This is a genomic window from Streptosporangium sp. NPDC020145 (assembly GCF_040631275.1).
Classification (GTDB): Bacteria; Actinomycetota; Actinomycetes; order Streptosporangiales; family Streptosporangiaceae; genus Streptosporangium.
This window is the reverse complement of the sequence record NZ_JBEXZT010000019.1, coordinates 91,606-108,984: the sequence shown is the minus strand read 5'-3', so window position 1 is coordinate 108,984 and position 17,379 is coordinate 91,606. Positions and strand designations below refer to the sequence as shown.

Here is a 17,379-nt window from a genome sequence, read left to right as displayed (position 1 = left end):
GCGGCGAACGGTGAAAGGTAAGAGATGGAACACACGCGGGACTCCGGGCCGGTCGTGACGAAGGCGGAGTCCGGGGCCCCCGATCCGGAGGGCGGGCCGGACACGCCCGCCTCCCAGCTCGGGGAGATCGGCCGCCAGGCGGGCCGGGGGCTGCGGTGGAGCGTGCTGGGCAACATGGTGATGAAGGCGGGCTCCTTCGCCATGAGCCTGGTCATGGCCCGGCTGCTCGTGCCGGCGGAGTTCGGCATCTTCGCCATCGCCCTGGCCGCCAGCCAGTTCGTCATCTACATCAACGACGCGGGCATCATCGCGGCCACCGTGCAGTGGCGGGGCAAGCTTGAGGAGATGGCGCCGACGGCGACGGTCGTCGCGATCACGTCGAGCACCCTCCTGTACGCGTTCTTCTGGGTCTTCGCCCCCTACTTCGCTGAGATGTCCGGCAGCGAGAGCGCGACCGGGGTGATCCGGGTCCTCACGGCGGTCAACCTGGTCTACGGCCTGACCGCCGTGCGCAGCGCGGCGCTGCTGCGCAGGTTCGAGCAGGACAAGCTCACCAAGGCCAACCTGGTCGGCTTCCTGGTGACCGCGCCGGTCACCATCACCCTTGCCGCCAACGGCGCCGGGGCCTACAGCTTCGCCTGGGGTCAGCTCCTGGGCGCCGTCGCCACCGGGGTGCTGGTCGTCCTGTACGCCAGGGTCAAGGTCGGTTTCGGCCTCGACCGCGCCATGGCCAAGAAGCTGCTGGTCTTCGGGCTGCCGCTGTGCGTCACCCTCGGCATCGAGGGCCTGCTGCTCAACGTCGACTCCGTCATCGTCGGCGACGCCCTCGGCGCCGAGCAACTCGGCTTCTACCTGCTGGCCTTCAACATCTCCAGCTGGGTCCCCGGGCTCGTCGGCACCGCGGTGCGCTACGTCGCGCTGCCCAGCTTCTCCAGGCTCGCCGAGCAGGGCGGTGACTCGGTCTCCGAGGGGGTGCAGCGGGCCATACCGCTGCTGCTGTCCATCGTGCTGCCGTTCGGTGTCCTGCTGGGCGTGCTCGCGCCCGCGGTGATCGGCTTCCTGTACATCCCGCGCTGGGAACCGGCCGCCGAGGTGCTGAGCTTCCTGTCGGTCCTCATGGTCGTGCGGATGATGACGGCGCTGGTGGTGGACATCCTGGCCGCCATGGGCGCGACCAAGGCCACCATGTGGCTCAACCTCGGCTGGGCGGTCGCGCTGATTCCCAGCCTGATCCTGGGCGCCCAGGTGGGCGGCATCCGCGGCGCGGCGATCGCCCACGCGGTGGTCGCGCTGGTGGTCGCCGTACCGCTTTCCGTGCTGACGATGCGCCGCGCGGGCGTCGTCCTGGGCCCGGTCGTCTCCGCCCTGGGGCGCCCGATGCTCGGCGGGGTGCTCTGCGCCGCCGTCACGGTGACGCTCGTCACCGTCATCAGCGACGGCATCCCCTTCGTCCACCTGGCCGTGGCCGGCGGCGCGGGGCTGCTCGTCTACGTCCTGGTCGTCGTACCGCAGGCGGTACTCAAGCAACTGGGCAGCCGGGTGACCGGGCTGATCCCGGCACGTTCACGTTGACCCGAGAAGGAAATCGGATGGTTGATTCCGACACACTGGTGTCCATCGGACTTCCGGTGCGCAACGGCGCCGATCGGCTGGAAGGCGTGATCCGGTCGGTGCTGGCGCAGGACCACCGGAACATCGAACTGCTGATCTGCGACAACGCCTCGACGGACGGCACCGAGGAGCTCTGCAGGGAACTGGCCCGCTCGGACGAGCGGATCGTCTACCGGCGGCACCCGGAGAACATCGGGCTGCTCAACAACTTCATGTACGCGGGCAGGAACGCGCGGGGGACGTTCTTCCGGTGGATCGGCGACGACGACCGGCTGGAGTCCCACTACGTCTCCACCACGCTCAGGGCGTTCGCGGCGGACGAGCGGCTCATCCTCGTCACCACGCAGATGTCCTACACCGACCCGGAGGGCACGACCAGTACCAGCGCCTACGAGGGCAGCGGGCTGCTCTCCGACGACCCGGTCGACCGGTTCGCCGAGATGCTGCGCCTGCTCAACGAGAGCCACCTGCTGATCGATCCGCTGTACGGCCTCATGCGCCGCGAGCCCGTGATGTCCATCCCCCGGCGGAACATGCTCCGCGAGGACGAGGTGTTCGCCACCAAGCTCGCGCTGGCCGGGCCGTGGGGCCACGTGCACGAGGTGCTCGCCCACCGGCACTGGAAGCACGAGAGCATGAACGTGATCAGCGGCCGTCTCGGCGTCCCCGGCTGGCAGGTGCACTTCTCGACGACCCTGCAGTACATGGAGATCCTCCACTGGCTGCGTGAGGCCGACCTCGGGCTGACCGAGGAACAGCGGCGCCGCGCGCGTGCCGCCGCCCGCCAGATGTACACCCGCCGCCAGCGGCGGGTGGTGTCCCGGCGCAGCCGCAAGCTCGTACGGCTGGCCACCGGGGCGCTCAGGCCCGGGAACTGACCACCGTGAGACCCCAACCCCAGCCAACCCCCGTAAGCCCCTAACGTCGCGGACAAGGAGCACAGGATGACCACCGTCTTTTCCAACAGCGTGGTGGACGACGACACCCGGCGCGGCTTGCTCTACGAGGGGAAGGTGTTCGTCTACTCCTCGACGCCCGCCTCCAGGGACCTCATCGCCTTCGCCCAGGAACTGATCGCCGACGCCTTCGGCGACCGTGACCCGGAGACCGCCCAGTACGACATGCAGGTCGAGGAGTTCGCGGCGCTGCTGGCCGACCTCAAGCCCCGGTTCATCCACCACCCGGAGTGCAAGAAGCTCCTGCCGGCCGTGCTGGAGGAGCTGGGCTGCCGGCTCGACCGGACCTACTTCGACGTCCCCAGGATGCGTACCTCGACCTCGAACGACTACCTCACCTCCGGCATCTCCTACGCCTTCCACCCGCACCGGGACTGCTGGTACTCGGCGCCGTTCAACCAGGTCAACTGGTGGATCCCGATCTACCCGGTGGTGCCGGAGAACGTGATGGCCTTCCACCCGGCCTACTTCGACGCCCCCGTGCGCAACGGCAGCGCCCGCTACGACTACGCCGAGTGGAACCGCAGCAGCAGGCTCTCCGCGGCCCAGCACGTGCGCAGCGACACCAGGGAACAGCCGAAGCCGGAGGAGCCGATCGAGCTCGACCCGCAGGTACGGGTCGTGCCCGAGCCGGGCGGGGTGATGCTGTTCTCCGGCGCCCAACTGCACTCCACGGTCCCGAACACCTCCGGCAGGACCCGCTTCAGCATCGACTTCCGTACCGTGAACATCGACGACGTCCGGGCGCGAAGGGGCGCGGTGAACGTGGACGCCGCCTGCACCGGGACCACCCTGCGCGACTTCGTGCGCTGTGCCGACCTCGACCCGATGCCCGAGGAACTGGCGCTGGCGTACGAGGCCGAGGCTCTCGCCCGGGTGAGCTGAGGACCGCGCCGACCGTACGCCCCCGCCGTCAGGGCGCGGGGCGTACCTCCGCGCGCGTCCGCGACATCCTGGCCCGCATCGCCGTACGGAGCGCGGGCCAGCTCCGGTGACGCTGGAACGGCAGCTCGAAGACCGCCGCGAACAGCCAGGCCGTGACCAGCGACAGCGGTACGACCAGCGCCGTGCCCACCAGGAAGGCGGGCAGCCCCGTGGGCACGTTCGGGGCGACGACCAGCAGGAAGACCGTCACGACGATGGGCGCGTGGATCAGGTAGAGCGTGTAGGAGAAGGAGCCGAGGCTCCGGATCGGCCGCAGGTCGAGCAGCCTGATCAGGAGTTTCGCCCGGCCGGTGGCGATCGCGGCCAGTGTCAGGCCGACGGCCGGGCCGAGCGCGATGTCCATCCAGAAGAAGTTCCCGACCGTCCACACCGAGCCGCGAGCGAGGATCACCGCGAGCACCGGCAGCGCGGCCGCCAGGGCCAGCCACTGCCAGGGCAGCCGCCGTACCCGCTCGCCCGCGGCCAGGACGCCCGCGGCCACGACGCCGATCGCGAACAGCACCGCGAACTGGGGGGTCAGCCGCAGCAGCATGCTCACCACGTGCACGCTCGGCGCCAGCAGCCCGATCACCGCGACGACGGCGGTGACGGCGGCGAGCATCACGACCGCGCCCGCCCTGCGCAGCAGGATCAGCATCACCGGGAAGAGCAGGTAGAGCTGGGCCTCGACGGCGATGGACCAGAAGGCCCCGTTGGGGCTCGGCGCGCCGAAAACGTCCTGCAGCAGGAGACCGTAAACAAGGACGGACTTGGCGGTCGGCGCTCCTTCACCCGGCTGGGCGGCCAGTGTCCAGGCGATCACCAGACTGAAGACCAGGGCCGCCCAGTAAGGCGGCAGAATGCGCCAGGCGCGTCGCCGGGCGAATCTCCGCAGGCTGCCCAGCCGCCATCCGGACCGGGCGGGGGAGACCGCGAGAGAGAAACCGGACAGTACAATGAACACCACTACGGCAAAGTGTCCGTAAAGGAGAAAACCAAGCCAAACCGGCCCGGCGCTTGCCGGGAATCCCGGGAAGGCCATCAGCCAGCAGTGGTGGAGCATGACGAACAGGGCGGCCACGCCTCGGATACCGTCCAGTCCCGCGAGCCTGCCGCGACCCGCGAGCGTCTCAGCGGGAGTCTCTGGCCGGCTTTCCTGGGCGTCCTGGTGGGACGACCCCATCCGATCAACTCCCGTCTCGGGCCCTCACGGGCTCCTGATTTCTACCCTATCTTGGCCTATCAACGGGTCTATCGCTGTATGGTCCCCAGACGTAACATCCCCAGAGGGCGCCGAAGGCTCGGCCTCCTTTCGATCATGTAACAGGAAGAGCGCACTCGGCGATGGGTAACTGTGTTGTCTCGGGGGTTCGCTGTGCCCCGGTGTGAATGAGGGGCGGAGGCATATGGACTTCTGGAAGACCATTTTCGGTCTCGCCAGACGTAAGGCCATCGGCCCGCCCCTGGCGGTCCTGTCCATCATCTCCGCGAGCCTGGTTTTCTTCCTGCTGCCGACCTATTACGTGTCCACGGCGTCGATGGTCCTGACGACCCCGGCCACCGGTGGAACGCTCTCAGCCGACCCGACCAAGCCGTTGGGCCTGACCAACCCGCTCCTGCAGTTCAGTGACGGCCTGCGCGTCACCTCGGGCATTCTCATCCTGTCCATGAACACCCCCGAGGTCGCGGCCGAACTCGGCGTCGTCCCGAACGGCCCCACCCAGATCGTGATCAACGACGGGCGGACCAACCCCGACCTGCTGGGCATCAGCACCAACGGCCCGTTCGTCTACGTCGAGGTGCAGAGCAGGTCGGCCGCCGCGGCCCAGGACGTCGTGCTGCGCGCCAAGCAGCGCATCCGCAAGGAACTCGCCGACCGTCAGCAGGCGCTCAAGGCCCCGCGTTCGACCTTCATCACGGTCGTCGACGTCGTGCCCTCCTCCGTCCCGACGGCGAAGATCTCCGGCAAGCTCACCGCCGCGGGCGCGACGATGTTCCTCGTGCTCCTCGGCGGCCTGAGCATCGTGTACGGCGTGACCCAGATCAGGGGAGGCCGCAGGCGTCCTCCGCAGGACTCCGCGGGTGCCGCGCGCGACGAGCGCGAGGCCCAGGAGGAGCAGGCCTGGGAGGCCGCGGGAGCGGGCCGTGAGAGCAGGACCCCGGCCGCCGACCCGCCCGTGATGGTGCCGCACGCACCCGTCGTCTCCGACTCCGGCGAAGGACCGTTCCAAGACGAGTCCGCAGGTCTGGTGGTCGTGGTCGACGACGAGGACCAGCACGACCAGGCCTCGGACACGGTTGTCTTCACCCGGGTCGGCTGGCGGGACGAGCGGAAATGACATCTCCGGAAGCCCGGGGCCCCGCCGTACGGCAGGCCGGGACAGTAACGGCCCGCCGGTGCGGGCGATGACATTGACGGATCACGGTCACGGCGGCCGCGATCCGGTTCGGGGAGGCGCGCGTGGACTTCTGGGGAACAGTCCTTGTTCTGTTCCGGCGCTGGTACGTGGTCCTGCCGACCTTCGTCCTCTCGCTGGTCGCGGCGGCGGGGATCTACTCGACCGTTCCCACGACCTACACCTCCTCAGCCGTCCTCATCCTGACCACGCCGACCACCGGCGGCAGCCTGCCGACCAACCCCCGCATGCCCAACGGCCTGACCAACCCGATGCTGAACTTCGACCGGGGACTGAGCATCTCGGCCTCCATCCTCATCGCCGCGATGGGCACCCCCGACATGGCGACCCAGCTGGGCGCGGTAGAGGGCGGCGACACGGCCTTCAAGGTCAACAACGGCAGCAGCAACATCGAGTCGCTGGCCACCGGGCCGTACGTGTTCATCGAAGGGGAGAGCTCGACGCCGCAGGCCGCCAAGGACATCGTGGTCAGGGTCATCGCCAAGACGAAGCTTGAGCTGATCAACCGCCAGGAGGCGGTGAAGGCGCCGAAGGCGACCTACATCAGCGCCTACGAGGCGGTGCCGCCGACCGAGCCGCTGGCCCAGCGCGGACGCAAGATGCGCGCCGTCGCCGCGGCGGCGGGCGTCGGGGTGATCGCGAGCCTGTTCATGGCGTTCACCGTCGAGAGCTTCGTCACCAACCGCAGGCGGCGCCGTGAGGAGGCGGAGGCGAAGGCCGGAGGAGACCCGGGCACCCCGCCGGGGACCTCCAGGAAGGCGACGCCTCCCGCGGAGCCGGTGGCGGGCCGGCTCAACGGCCGTCTGCCCGCGGGCTCCCCGGTCACGAGGCCGTGACCCGTGGCGTCCTCCTCGACCTCCACCAGAGGCTCCACCGCAAGCGCGCGAGCCGTCTCCCGTGACCTCGCCCCGCCGCTGCCAAGGCACGCCGACGGCGCGACCCTCGTCAGCTTCTTCGTCGTCTCCCTGACGATCATCCCGGCCCGCCTGGTGTTCCGCGGCATCCCGCTCTCGCTCACCCCGGCCAACTTCATGGCCCTGCTGGCCGTCTTCTGCTGGATGTTCGCGCACTTCACCACCACGCTGGGGATGGCCAAGGGACGAACCCCCGTGCGCACCGCGCTGTTCGTCTTCCTGACCGCGATGATCGCCACGTTCGGCTACTCCACGTACGGCTACCTGCCCTCCGACGAGCTCAACCTCGCCGACCACGCGCTGATCCTGCTGGTGGCCAACGCCGGGATCGGGCTGATGATGTGCGACGGGGTCCGGGGTGCCGACCGCCTGGACTTCGTGCTGAAGACCGTCGTGGTGACCGGCGCCGCCGTCGCGCTGGTCGGCGCCCTGCAGTTCCTGATCGAGTTCGACCTCACCCGCTATCTCGCGCTGCCCGGCCTGCGGTACACCTCGGAGGACGCCTCCATCATCGCCAGGTCCGAGTTCCGCCGGGTGGCCGCGACCACCGGCCACCCCATCGAGTTCGGCGTCATCTGCGCGATGGTGCTGCCGCTGGCCGCCCACTACGGCTTCAAGGCCCGTCAGCTCGCCCAGCCCGCCCTGCGCTGGTGGGCGTGCGCGGGCCTGATCGCGCTCGGCCTGATGTTCTCGGTCTCCCGTTCGGCGGTGCTGAGCCTGGCGGGCGTCGCCTTCGTGCTGTTCCTCGGCTGGCCCGCCAGGCGGCGTGTCCAGGCGGTGCTGGTCGCGCTGGTGTTCCTGGTCGGCATGCGGATCGCGGTCCCCGGCCTCATCAACACCTTCTACAACCTGTTCGCCAACGCGGGCAGCGACGACAGCATCCAGTACCGTACGCACGACTACGACGTGGCCGCCTACGAGCTGGCCAAGCACCTGTGGCTGGGCCGGGGGATGGGCACCTGGTACGCCCCCAAGCACCAGGTCTTCGACAACCAGTACCTGCTGTCCGCGGTCGAGACGGGACTGCTCGGCATCGGGGCGGTCGTGGCGATGTTCGTGTGCGGCATCTACTCGGCGCTCAGGGCCCGCCACCTCAGCACCGACCCCGCGGTCAGGGACCTCGCGCTGACCCTGGCCTCCTGCCTGGTGGTCCCGCTGATCGGGGCCGCGACCTTCGACCTGATGTCCTTCGCCACGGTGACCGGCCTGTCCTTCGTGCTGATCGGCGCGACGGGCGCGTTGCTGCGCGCCACGGTGAGCACCGCCGTACCACGGCCCCGCACGCACCGCCTCACCTGGCGGGAGGCCGCGCAGCTGGGGATGCGGCGCCTGTTCGGCCGGTCGGGGCGCTCGGCGGCGCAGGGCTGAGCCCCGGGAGAGGGCGCCCGGAGGCCCGACACGACGACGGGGCGGACGCGTGCGCGCCCGCCCCGTTCTCACGCCGGATGAAGGAGTGTCAGCCCTCGCACTGCAGCGGTCTGACGATGGAGGTGACGTTGTAGTTCCTGTCGATCGTCACGACCGAGTTGTCCTTCCACCTGATCCTGTCGCAGTCGGCCTCGACCGGGCCGTACTGCCAGCTGTCGTCGACGATCTGGTTGCCCTGCACGATCAGCGTGCCGCGCCCGTTCTTCAGCTGGATGCTGTAGGTGCCGCCCATGACGAGGTTGTCGGTGACCACCGCGTCGACGATCTTCGGGTCGGTCAGGAAGATCGGCGCCGTGATGTCCTTGACGCCCCGCTGGTCGATGGTGTTGTGGTCGAAGACCAGGCCCTTGCCTCCGCCGTAGGTCTGGATGCCGTCGGAGTGGTCGTCGGGGTTGGAGCACAGGTCGATGAAGGAGTCGCGAATGCTGACGCTGTCGCCCCCGACCCGGAAGCCGTCGCCGTGGTTCCTGACGAGCACCCGCTCGGCGGCGAACTTGCTCTCCCCGACGCCGGGCAGGCTCTGGCACTTGTTCTCAAGACCGACGGTCGAGTCGAAGATCTTGAAGCTGTAGGTGTTCGGGCCGTACTCGTTGATGACCCTCCCGTCGATCTGGCTGTTCCTGACCGTCACGTTGTTGGCGGTGATCACCAGGTCGCCGGGGATGCGCACGCTGTCGAGCACGGCCCCCGCCGTGGTGACCCGGTAGCTGTGCCCGTCGTTCAGGCTCTTGGTCGTCAGCCTCGTGCCGGGCGGGACACCGGTGCAGTCGGGGGTGGGGTGGCCGTCGCAGCTACGGTCGCCCGGCTCCTGGGGCCTGGTCGGCTCGGGGGAGTGCGTCGGTTCGGGGGAGTCCGTCGGTTCGGGGGAGTCCGTCGGCTTCGGGGAGCGCGTCGGTTCCGGGGTCCCGGTGGGGGACTTGGTCGGGGTCGGCTCAGCCGTCCTGGTCCTGGTCGGGGTGGGGGTGTTGCTCCGGGTGGGCGTCGCGGTGGGCTCTTCGGTGGGCTCGTCGGTGGGTTCCGAGGTCGGCCAGCGGGTCCACGTGGGCGTCGGGGTCGGCCGGTGCGTGGGCGTCCGGGTGAAGGTCGCGGTCGGCGTCGGCTTGTGCGTGGGCAGGCCCGTCGGAAGGCCCGTCGGAAGGTCCGTCGGGAGATCCGTGGGCAGGTCCGTCGGCAGGTCCGTGGGACTGCTGGTCGGCCAGTGCGTCCACGTGGGGGAGGAGGACGGCCAGCGGGTGGAGGTGGGCTTCGGGGTGGTCGGCCTGCGGTGCCGCTCGTGCCAGCGGAAGACGACGTCGACCCAGTAGTTGTAGCCCTTGGGGTTGGACCGCTTGGGGAAGGCGCTGGTGCCGTACCCGAACACCCCGGCGTTGCGCGACGTCGTGCTGAGCGGGCCGGAAGTGGCCGGTCCCGTTGCCTGGGAGCCGACGTAGGTGCCGTTGGTGCTGTGGTACGAGACGGTGTAGACCTGGCCGGCCCGCAGCTGCACGGGGGAGGCGAACCGGGCCTCCTGCCAGCCTGAGGCGGTCTCCTTGGGGAAGGTGACCTGGGCGAGGCGGCGGCCCCGGGAGTCCCAGAGGCTGCCGGTGTGCCGTCCCTTCTCGCCGGAGGCCTTGTAGAAGCGGACGCCGGTCACCGAGCCGCTCTTGGCGGCGGTGAAGCGGGTGCCGAGCTCGACAGGGGAGCGGTCGGTGTGCGTGGGCGCCTTCACCGTCTCCTCCGACGACCAGAGACTGGTCTCCTGAGGCTGTTCCGGCTCCTCGGAGGCGGCGGGCCCGGCCGCCGCCGCGGGCGTGACGGTGACCTCGTCGTTGTGGGTGACGACCCAGGCGACCGGAACGGTCACCCCCACCAGGGCGACGACCAGGGCCGCCACCAGGCCGGGACGCATCCGTTTGCGAGGGGATAAGCCGTGCTGGGGTTCCCCACCCCGGCGAGGGGGGTGTGTACTGGCCATCTCTCTGACCTCCGCACCGACCTGAGGTCGGCTCGACGACATGTCTGCTTGGTCCTCGTGCAGAGGACATTGTTACGACAGAGGCCAGAGATACGCATCATTTTCAGATGATTATCCGTAAGTGTTATGACATATCGGTCTGATGGCGATGCGAAGATCAAATTTTTCGTGTATACGGCAGGGACCGAAAATGAAGATCGAAAACGGTCACCCCACGCACTTCAGCGGGCCGACGGTCGAGGTGACGCGGTACTCGGAGTCGATCGTGACCAGCGTGTTGTCCGCCCAGTCGATTTTCTCGCACTCGGAGTCGACCGGCCCGTAGACCCATGACCCGTCGACGAGTTTGTTGCCCCGCATCACGAGCCTGCCCCGTCCGTTACGCAGCTGGATGCTGTAGGTGCCGCCCATGACGAGGTTGTCGGTGACCACCGCGTCGACGATCTTCGGGTCGGTCAGGAAGATCGGCGCCGTGATGTCCTTGACGCCCCGCTGGTCGACGGTGTTGTGGCTGAAGACCAGGCCCTTGCCTCCGCCGTAGGTCTGGATGCCGTCGGAGTGGTCGTCGGGGTTGGAGCAGAGCCGTACGAAGGAGTCGCGGATGACGACGTCGTCGCCTCCGACCCGGAAGCCGTCGCCGTGGTTGCGGACGTGCAGCCGCAGGGCGGTGTACTTGTCCTGGCCGACGCCGGGCAGCGACTGGCAGCCGGTCTCCGGGCCGACGGTCGAGTCGACGATGGTGTATCTGAAGGTCTTCGGGCCGATCGCGTTGATGACCAGCCCGTCGATCCGGCTGTTCCTGATCGTCACGTTGTTGGCGGCCACCAGCAGGTCGGCGGTGATGTGCACGCCGTCGAGCACGCTCCCGGGCTCGGTGACGCGGTAGGCGCCGGGCTCGGTCAGCGTCAGCTTCTCCAGCTTGGTGCCCGGCGGCACACCGGTGCAGGCGGGGGTGGGATGGCCGGGGCAGCGGGCCACGGGGCGGGAGAGGTCGCTGGGAGTCGGCGAGGCGGCTCCCGGGGTGTCCCCCGACGTGCTGCACGCCGTCACCAGGGCCAGCGCGGCCGCCGACAGGACACCGAGCGGGACGAGCCGTCGCATCTTCACTCCGTCGCGGTAGGGGCAACGTCAGGGCCGATGAGCCGCCTCTGCAATTGTGCCCACGAACCGGCGGAAAGGTCTCTCCCGCTGATCGATGAGACCGGAAGCGGCCAGCGAATGCCCAGGTCGGGGTCGTCGTAGCGGACGGAGAGGTCCTCGGCGGGGTCGTGCTCCCTGTCGATGCGGTAGCAGACGTCCGTCTGCTCGGTCAGCGCCTGGAAACCGTGCAGCATGCCCGGCGGCACGTACAGGGTGACGAACGTCTCGTCGTCGAGCAGCACCGAGACCTGCTCGCCGAAGGTCGGCGAACCGGGCCGGGCGTCGACCAGCACGTCCTGTACGGCGCCGCGGGCGCAGCGCACCAGCTTCGCCTCTCCCCGCCCGGAACGGCCGTGCATCCCGCGGATCGTCCCCTGCCGTGAGCGGGACTGGCTGTCCTGCACGAAGCGGGCCGGGTCGAGTCCGGCCTTCTCGGCCACGGCGTTGTCGAACGTCCTGGTGAACAGCCCCCGGTCGTCACGGTGTGGCGTCGGAATGAACAACAACACCCCGTCGATGGCGGTTCGTTCTACTCTCATGCTGTGAATCCCTTCGAGAGGCGGAAGGCGGGCCGGTGAACGACGTCACCAGGCCGATCGTGAGCATCGTGGTCCCGGCCCACAACGAGGAGGCCGTCCTCGCGGGCAACCTCGACCGGCTGCTCGCGGGCACCGAACCCGGCGAGTTCGACGTGATCGTGGTGGCCAACGCCTGCTCCGACCGCACCGCCGAGGTGGCCGTACGGCCCGGCGTGCGTGTCGTCGAGACCCCCGTCCCCGGCAAGGCCAACGCGCTGCGCCTCGGAGACGAGCTCTGCGCGACCTTCCCCAGGATCTACCTGGACGCCGACGTGGAACTCGACTCCGGCTCCGTGCGCGCGCTCGTCGCCGCCCTCGACCGTCCCGGCGTGCTGGCCTGCGCCCCCGTCCCGGTGTGGGACATGACGGGGGTGAGCTGGGTGGCCAGGCGCATGCACAAGGTTCACAACGAGCTGGTGGCCCCGTTCAGGGCGCTGGCCGGGGTCGGCGTCTACGTGCTCACCGAGGAGGGACACGCCAAGGTCTTCCCCATCCCGGACGTGCTGTCCGACGACGGCTGGGCACACGGCAGCTTCACGGTCCACGAGCGGGTCGTCGTGCCGCAGGCCAGGTCGCTCGTGCGCCCGGCCAGGACCGTGTCCGCGCACCTGAAGCGGCGGGTGCGGGTACGCCTGGGCAACCGCCAGCTCGCCGCACTCGGCCGCTCCGCCCCCGAGGGGCGCCTGCGCCTGGGCTCCCTGGGGGCGTTGCTGACCGGGGGGAAGGTGAGCCCGCTCGACGCGGGCTGCTACCTCGCGGTCCTGGTGATGGACCGTGCCATGACCAGGGCGCGCACCTCGCGGGGCGGCCAGGTGCAGTGGGGCACCGACACCGGCAGCCGCTCCGAGGCGGGGTAGCCGGACGGGCCGCCCCGCCGTACGGCGCGGCCCGTCAGGCACCGGCACGCTCGGTGATGGTGTATATCCTGATCGTGCCGAAAGGCCCTTCCTGCTTGTCCCGGCGTCCCCGGTTGACGGTCCTGAGGTGCCGGAAGCGCCCGGTGCTCATCAGGAACTCGTCCTCCGTGGGGTTGAAGTAGATCACCGTGACCTCGCGCGGGTTGTCGTCCACGCTGGCGATCAGCCTGCGCATCACGGTCGCGAAGGTCTCGCCCCTGAAGGGGTTGTTGAGGAAGACGACCGTGACGTCCCGGGGGATCTCGTAGTCGAGCACGTCGGAGTTGACCAGCTCGACGTCCGCGCAGCGCAGGCGCAGCCGGGTGCCCGCGACGTTCTGCCTGGCGATCTCGCTCAGCTCGGCGGACAGCTCGACCCCGATCACCTTCCTGAAGGGGTAGCGCCAGGCCGCCTCAAGCACCATGCGTCCCATGCCGGAGCCGAGGTCGACGAACACGTCGTCCGGGCCGACGGCGTCGCGGGGGAGCGTGCGGCGCAGGGTCTGCCAGTTCGCGGCCGAGTAGTAGACCCGTTCCTCGTGCGCGAGCCCGAACTTCTCCAGGCTCACGACGTCGGAGGTCCGCACGCCGTACCGGCGCTCGAACAGCAGCCGTACGGCGCCGCTGCGCAGCGACCGGTAGTGGCGCCTGAACCCACCGGCGACCCCGCCGAGGAGGGCGCCGGCCCCGGCCGTGACCTCGACGGTGGCCTCGGTGACGGCCTCCACGAAGGAGGCCAGTTCACCGGTGGTGACGCTCAGCAGAAGCCCGCTCATCGGGGGCGCTCCTCTCTCGTTGTCTTTCCCGGCGTCAGGAGACGGCGGCCTCGTAGGCGGCCAGGAGCGCCTTGGAGGACTGCTCCCAGGACAGCGGGCCCGCGACACGGGCCCTGCCGATCTCGCCCATCCGCCTGCGCTCGGCGGGGTTGTCGAGCAGGTGCGCGACGAGCTTGGCGAACTCCGACTCGTCGTTGGCCGGGGCGTAGAGCGCGGCCTCCCCGGCGGAGACCCTGGCCTCCTTCAGGTCGAAGGAGACGATCGGGCGGGACATCGCCATGTACTCCATGATCTTGTTCATGGTGGACACGTCGTTGAGCGGGTTGAGCGGGTCGGGGGCCAGGCACACGTCCGCCGCCGACAGGTAGCGCAGCAGGTCCTCGTCGGAGATCCGCCCGGTGAACTCCACCTGGTCGGACAGGCCGAGCCGGTGGGAGAGCGCGACCATCTCGTCGAAGGTGTCGCCGCCGCCGAGGAAGACCGCGTGCCAGTCCTTACGGCCGACCTCGTCGCGGAGCTTGGCCAGCGCTCGCAGCGCGTAGTCGACGCCGTCCTGCGGCCCCATGACCCCCAGGTAGCACAGCATGTACGGCTTGCCCTTCTTGAGGCCCTCCTCGACGGGGACCTGGCGGAAGCGCTCGACCGCGGGCGCGCTGCGCACCACGAACACCTTCTCCGGCCGCTTGCCGCCCCGGCTGACCGCCACGTCGCGGTAGCTCTCGTTGGTGGCGATCACCACGTCGGCGGTCCGGTAGGTGAGCCGTTCGAGCCTGCACACCGCCCGGTAGAGGAAGTCCTCACCCCGGTCGAAGCGGGACAGGTACAGCTCGGGCACCAGGTCGTGCTGGTCGAAGACGAACCGCGCGCCCTGCCGCTTGAGCCGCTTGGCGACGAGGTAGAGCAGGTCGGGCGGGTTGCAGGCGTGCACCACGTCCACCCGGCCGACCCGCCTGGCCAGCCGGAAGGTGTGCCACAGCGCCGAGCCGTACTCCTGGACGTAGCCGAGGGGGCCGCCGGTCGCCGCCTTCAGCGGGTAGCGGTGGATCTTCACCCCGTCGATCTCGGCGTACGGTTCGGTGTCGCGTTTGGTGCCCTGCGGGCAGATGACGTGCACGTCCCACCCGGCGTCGCGCAGCGTGGTGCTCTCCTGCCACACCCGCCTGTCGAACGGGACGGAGAGGTTCTCGACGAGGATGAGTGCTTTACCAGCCAAGGCCAACGTATCCAGGGTGCGCCCGGCGCGTCTCCGCGTCGGGAAGGCGGACGAGGTCGATGATCGTGCGGTCTCCCGCGTTGTCGAGCGCGCTCAGCACCGCGGGGTCCTTGCAGCCGACGACGCAGACGTCGGCGTGCGCGAGCACCTCCTCGACGGAGTTGGTCAGCAGGTCGCCCAGGTGCGGGAGCCTGCCGTCGATGTACTCCCTGTTGGCGCCCATGAGCCGCGACAGGGTGACGTTGGCGTCGTAGATGCGCAGGTCGTAGCCCTTGCCGAGGAGCCGTTCGGCCAGCTCGACCAGCGGGCTCTCCCGCAGGTCGTCCGTACCGGGCTTGAAGGACAGCCCGAACAGCCCGACCTTGCGGCTGCCCGCGGCGGTCACCAGGTCGAAGGCGCGCCTGAGGTGGTCCTCGTTGGAGGGCAGCACGTGCGACAGCAGCGGCACCGAGACGTCGGCCCGCCTGGCCGCGTAGACCAGGCCGCGCAGGTCCTTGGGCAGGCAGGAGCCGCCGAAGGCGAAGCCGGGGCGCAGGTAGGCCGTGCTGACGTTGAGCTTGCGGTCGGCGAGGAAGACGTCCATGACCCGGTGCGAGTCGAGGCCCAGCGCCTGGCAGATCGCCCCGATCTCGTTGGCGAAGCTGATCTTCAGACCGTGGAAGGCGTTGTCGGCGTACTTGGTCATCTCGGCCACCGCGACGGGCACCCGGAAGACCTCGCCGGGAAGCCCCTCGTACAGCGCGGCGACCGCGTCACCGCTGGCGGCGTCGAACTCGCCGATGACGGTCTTCGGCGGCTCGAAGAAGTCGCGCACGCTCGTGCCCTCGCGCAGGAACTCCGGGTTGACCGCGACGCCGAAGTCGACGCCCGCCCGGTAGCCCGAGGCCTTCTCCAGGATCGGGACGAGCAGGTCGGTGCAGGTGCCGGGCAGCATGGTGCTGCGGAAGACGATCGTGTGCCGCCCGTTCTTGGCGGTCAGGGCCTGGCCGATCTCCTCGGAGACCCGCTCCAGGTAGACGGTCGACAGGCTGCCGTTCTGGGCCGAGGGGGTGCCGACGCAGATCAGGGAGATGTCGGTCGCGCCGACGGCCTCCGCCACGTCGGTGGTCGCCCGCAGCGCGCCACTGGCCACGACCTCCGCGGTCAGCTCGCCGATCCGCTCCTCGACCACCGGGGCGTTGCCCCGGGAGATGAGGTCGACCTTCACGGGGTTGACGTCGACGCCGACCACCTCGTGCCCGCTGGCCGCGAGGCAGGCCGCGGACACGCAACCCACATAGCCGAGCCCGAACACGCTGATTCTCATTTGTGCGCTGCCTCCATCGCGTCATGTGCGGCCGGGCGCGAGGCAGGGGGCGTCTTGCCAAGCCTCGCCCGACTCACCCGACGGCCGGATGATTCCTTGTGGTCGTTGCGTTCTGTGTGGTGGTTCATCGTCAGGGTCCCGGCGTGGCTAGCGGTTCAGGTTCCGGAGGCCGTGGACGATCTTTCGCAGGCCGGGGCCGAGAGCGGACGACTTCGCCGTCTCGACCACGGAGTCGCGCGCCCGCCGCAGTGTCTGCCGGGCCGAGCTACGTGTCACCATTCCTTGGCATACCAGCGTTTCGCCGGTTTTGGCACGCCTTTTGTACTCATCGTCGCCTCGTCCGAGGTCGATACGCGTGATTCCCATCGCCGGGGCGGCGATCGCGAGTTCACGCAGCAGCATCCAGCCGGGGGCGAGGTTGCCGAAGTCGGGGTCGTAGACAGGGAACCACCAGTGCAGCACCGAGCCCGAGCGGATGCCGAAGTGCGCCGCGAGCAGGTGCGGGCCCGCGTGCAGCGTGGACAGCACGCCCGCGAAGGAGGTACCACGGGTGCGCAGCAGCCCGCTCATCAGCTTGTGCCGGTCGGGCGCGGCGAAGTAGTCCTTGGCGCCGGTCGCGGCGTACTGCGCGCGTTTGAGCTCGATCACCCGCTCCAGGACGTCCTGGTCGGTGCTGTCGGCGACGAAGCGCAGCGGGCCGTGGGTCCGCTCGGCCTTGGCGGCGCGGCGGCGGGCCTGGCCCATGTTGTCCTTGCCGCTGCGCGAGGCGCGTCCCAGATAGCCGTCGAGGCCGCCGGAGACGTCCAGGAACGGCGAGGGCCTGCGGGACTCGATCCACGGCTCGAAGTCCGCGCAGTCCTCGACGAGGTGGTCGAAGGCGAAGCCGCGTACCCCGTCGGTGAGCAGCCCGAGCGGCGGGAAACCGGTGCCGGGGGCGAGCACGGGCCCCTGGAAGTCGGCGGCGGGCCAGCCCGCGGGCCTGATCAGCGACCGCTCACGGTGGTGGGGCAGCAGCGCCCTGACCGCGCCCGTCCCGTCCCTGCCGACGGCGACCGTCACCTGCCGCCCGCTGGCGTGTACGGCCTGCGCGAAGCCGGGGTGGAAGTAGGGACTGTCCAGGGCGGGGTTGGTCTCCCGCAGCCGGTGCCAGGTCTCCAGCTCCTGCGCGGTGAGCGCGTCGAGGCGGACCGTCCGTACGGCGTGCACCCGCGCGGGCTCCGTGCTCGCGGGCATGCTCATCGTGGTCTCTCTTCTCGAAGGCGGCGGG

15 protein-coding genes are annotated in these 17,379 nt (G+C 69.8%); 7 read left to right on the top strand and 8 right to left on the bottom strand.

Annotated features, from left to right (window positions below; all coding sequences use genetic code 11):
- Positions 1 to 24 precede the first annotated feature (24 nt).
- The 3 genes from ABZ463_RS28585 (at position 25) to ABZ463_RS28575 (ending at position 3,452) form a co-directional block, all read left to right on the top strand.
- Positions 25 to 1,572: an oligosaccharide flippase family protein gene (locus ABZ463_RS28585; RefSeq protein WP_362780754.1), complete on the top strand. Its 1,548-nt coding sequence runs from the start codon at positions 25 to 27 to the stop codon at positions 1,570 to 1,572.
- Positions 1,573 to 1,589: 17 nt separating this feature from the next.
- Positions 1,590 to 2,489 (top strand): glycosyltransferase family 2 protein, encoded by a 900-nt coding sequence (locus ABZ463_RS28580; RefSeq protein WP_352010846.1) that lies wholly within the window; start codon positions 1,590 to 1,592, stop codon positions 2,487 to 2,489.
- A gap of 66 nt (positions 2,490 to 2,555) precedes the next feature.
- Positions 2,556 to 3,452, top strand: a complete 897-nt coding sequence (locus ABZ463_RS28575) for a hypothetical protein (RefSeq protein ID WP_352010845.1) — start codon at positions 2,556 to 2,558, stop codon at positions 3,450 to 3,452.
- A 28-nt stretch (positions 3,453 to 3,480) separates the two neighbouring features.
- Here ABZ463_RS28575 and ABZ463_RS28570 read toward each other — a convergent pair whose 3' ends face one another.
- Positions 3,481 to 4,590 carry an acyltransferase gene (locus ABZ463_RS28570; protein WP_352011276.1) on the bottom strand — a complete coding sequence of 370 codons (1,110 nt, stop codon included), beginning with the start codon at positions 4,588 to 4,590 and terminating at the stop codon, positions 3,481 to 3,483.
- A 307-nt stretch (positions 4,591 to 4,897) separates the two neighbouring features.
- Between ABZ463_RS28570 and ABZ463_RS28565 the strand changes: the two genes are divergently transcribed.
- From ABZ463_RS28565 to ABZ463_RS28555, 3 genes are all read left to right on the top strand, one after another.
- Complete coding sequence (locus tag ABZ463_RS28565) at positions 4,898 to 5,830, top strand: hypothetical protein (RefSeq protein WP_362780751.1); 933 nt, start codon at positions 4,898 to 4,900, stop codon at positions 5,828 to 5,830.
- Between the two features lie 122 nt (positions 5,831 to 5,952).
- Positions 5,953 to 6,744, top strand: coding sequence for a hypothetical protein (locus ABZ463_RS28560; protein ID WP_362780749.1), 792 nt, complete (start codon positions 5,953 to 5,955; stop codon positions 6,742 to 6,744).
- Positions 6,745 to 6,747: 3 nt separating this feature from the next.
- Positions 6,748 to 8,190 (top strand): O-antigen ligase family protein, encoded by a 1,443-nt coding sequence (locus tag ABZ463_RS28555; protein ID WP_362780746.1) that lies wholly within the window; start codon positions 6,748 to 6,750, stop codon positions 8,188 to 8,190.
- Positions 8,191 to 8,278: 88 nt separating this feature from the next.
- On the opposite strand, the gene ABZ463_RS28550 is transcribed toward ABZ463_RS28555, so the two are convergent.
- The 3 genes from ABZ463_RS28550 to ABZ463_RS28540 all read right to left on the bottom strand — a co-directional run bounded on the left by ABZ463_RS28550 (position 8,279) and on the right by ABZ463_RS28540 (position 11,883).
- Positions 8,279 to 10,138 carry a DUF4082 domain-containing protein gene (locus tag ABZ463_RS28550; protein ID WP_362780743.1) on the bottom strand — a complete coding sequence of 620 codons (1,860 nt, stop codon included), beginning with the start codon at positions 10,136 to 10,138 and terminating at the stop codon, positions 8,279 to 8,281.
- A gap of 273 nt (positions 10,139 to 10,411) precedes the next feature.
- Complete coding sequence (locus tag ABZ463_RS28545) at positions 10,412 to 11,305, bottom strand: hypothetical protein (protein ID WP_352010840.1); 894 nt, start codon at positions 11,303 to 11,305, stop codon at positions 10,412 to 10,414.
- A gap of 2 nt (positions 11,306 to 11,307) precedes the next feature.
- Complete coding sequence (locus ABZ463_RS28540; protein ID WP_352010839.1) at positions 11,308 to 11,883, bottom strand: dTDP-4-dehydrorhamnose 3,5-epimerase family protein; 576 nt, start codon at positions 11,881 to 11,883, stop codon at positions 11,308 to 11,310.
- A 35-nt stretch (positions 11,884 to 11,918) separates the two neighbouring features.
- On the opposite strand from ABZ463_RS28540, the gene ABZ463_RS28535 reads away from it, so the two are divergent.
- Entirely contained in the window at positions 11,919 to 12,779 is an 861-nt protein-coding gene (locus tag ABZ463_RS28535; protein WP_362780739.1) for a glycosyltransferase, read from the top strand.
- Positions 12,780 to 12,813: 34 nt separating this feature from the next.
- Here ABZ463_RS28535 and ABZ463_RS28530 read toward each other — a convergent pair whose 3' ends face one another.
- The 4 genes from ABZ463_RS28530 to ABZ463_RS28515 form a co-directional block, all read right to left on the bottom strand.
- Entirely contained in the window at positions 12,814 to 13,593 is a 780-nt protein-coding gene (locus ABZ463_RS28530; RefSeq protein WP_352010837.1) for a methyltransferase domain-containing protein, read from the bottom strand.
- Positions 13,594 to 13,627: 34 nt separating this feature from the next.
- Positions 13,628 to 14,806, bottom strand: coding sequence for a glycosyltransferase family 4 protein (locus tag ABZ463_RS28525; protein ID WP_352010836.1), 1,179 nt, complete (start codon positions 14,804 to 14,806; stop codon positions 13,628 to 13,630).
- Positions 14,796 to 16,112, bottom strand: coding sequence for a nucleotide sugar dehydrogenase (locus ABZ463_RS28520; RefSeq protein ID WP_362780736.1), 1,317 nt, complete (start codon positions 16,110 to 16,112; stop codon positions 14,796 to 14,798). The genes ABZ463_RS28525 and ABZ463_RS28520 overlap by 11 nt, the downstream gene beginning before the upstream one ends.
- A 147-nt stretch (positions 16,113 to 16,259) precedes the next feature.
- Complete coding sequence (locus tag ABZ463_RS28515) at positions 16,260 to 17,345, bottom strand: GNAT family N-acetyltransferase (protein ID WP_362780734.1); 1,086 nt, start codon at positions 17,343 to 17,345, stop codon at positions 16,260 to 16,262.
- Between the last annotated feature and the right edge of the window lie 34 nt (positions 17,346 to 17,379).